At 56.5% G+C, this 1,263-nt stretch carries 1 protein-coding gene; it reads right to left on the bottom strand.

Translation table 11 applies throughout. The features are described from left to right. Positions 1-120: 120 nt before the first annotated feature. Positions 121-1,209 (bottom strand): IS5 family transposase, encoded by a 1,089-nt coding sequence (locus tag CLI93_RS14615; RefSeq protein ID WP_095543730.1) that lies wholly within the window; start codon positions 1,207-1,209, stop codon positions 121-123. Positions 1,210-1,263 lie beyond the last annotated feature (54 nt).

Below are 1,263 nucleotides of genomic sequence, written 5' to 3'. Positions count from 1 at the left end.
GGGAACCTCTAAAAACCGGGCAATTCCTGGACTTCCAGCCCCAACACTTCACGATCTGAAAAAAACCGGATCAAGAAGCCCTTTTTTAGAGCGCGTTTGAGCCCATTTCCCTCCTTTTCCTCACGCATTGGCCGTTTGGGGGCGCAAGTCGGTCTTTGAGGGGCGAGTTTTGAAGAAGGGGTCAACCCCTTCTTCCAGCATCCGGGCCAGTCGCTTGATGTTGTAGCACGCGGCCATCAACACCATGGTTGCGCTGGCTCTGGCTTGGCCAATGCTTCGGATGAATTTACCTCCAAGGTGACGCATGCCTGCAAAGACGTGTTCGACCTTGGCGCGTTTGCTGGCAATACGCCGGTTGCGTCGCCTCTGGCAATCGCTCAAGGGCTTGTTCTTCTGCGCCTTGCGCTGTATGCCGTCTTTGAAGCCCAGCGCTTTGAGCATTTCGCATCTTTGTCTGCTCGGGTAGGCTTTGTCGGCGTTGACTTCTGCTCCTGTGTTGGCCAGATCGAGCACCTCATCGAAATGCTGTCCGTCATGCTCGCTGGCCGTGCCGGTGGCCACCTTTCGGATGAAGCCGTGTTTATGGTCAACGCTGACGCTGAGCTTGTAGCCAAAATAGCCCTTGCCGTGCTTTTTGGTGTGAGTGGCATCCACGTCCTTTTGCCTGCACTTGGCTTGGCTCCAGCCTTCAGGCTTCTTGCCTTGATCGAGCTGCGCCTTGTCTTCTTTGCTCAAGCGCTGCTTGGGCGCTGGCACCAGGGTGGCATCAATGGCCTGTCCGCCTCGGGCGATGTAGCCATGGCGGTGCAGTTGTGCATCCACGCCTTGGAACAGGGCCACTGCTCCATCAACACCCAGGCGCTGAGCAAAGCGCCAGATGGTGTTTCTGTCGGGCACGTTCATGCTTTGTTCCAGTAGGCAAAAGCGCTGGTAGCTCATACGATCGAGCAGCTGGTACTCCATTTGCTCATCAGACAGGTTGTACAGGCGTTTCAAGACCAGCACACGCACCATGACTTGGACTGGATAGGCCGGTCTGCCGCCTTTGCGGCCATCGCTGCGAGCAAGAAATGGCTCGGCCAGACTGGCCAGGGCAGCAAAGTCGATGTGCCGGGCGATGAGTTGCAAGGGATCGCCCAAGTCTTCAAGCTTGCGCTCTCGACAGGCTTGGGCAAACAGGTCGAACTTCAGGGCGCTGCCAGGAGTGATCATGCTGAGCAATTTACTCGATCAAAAGTACAGGTGAGGTTTTGAGAGGTTCCC

This window comes from Vandammella animalimorsus (assembly GCF_002288875.1).
GTDB lineage: Bacteria > Pseudomonadota > Gammaproteobacteria > Burkholderiales > Burkholderiaceae_C > Lampropedia > Lampropedia animalimorsus.
This window is presented reverse-complemented; position numbering and strand designations above follow the sequence as displayed.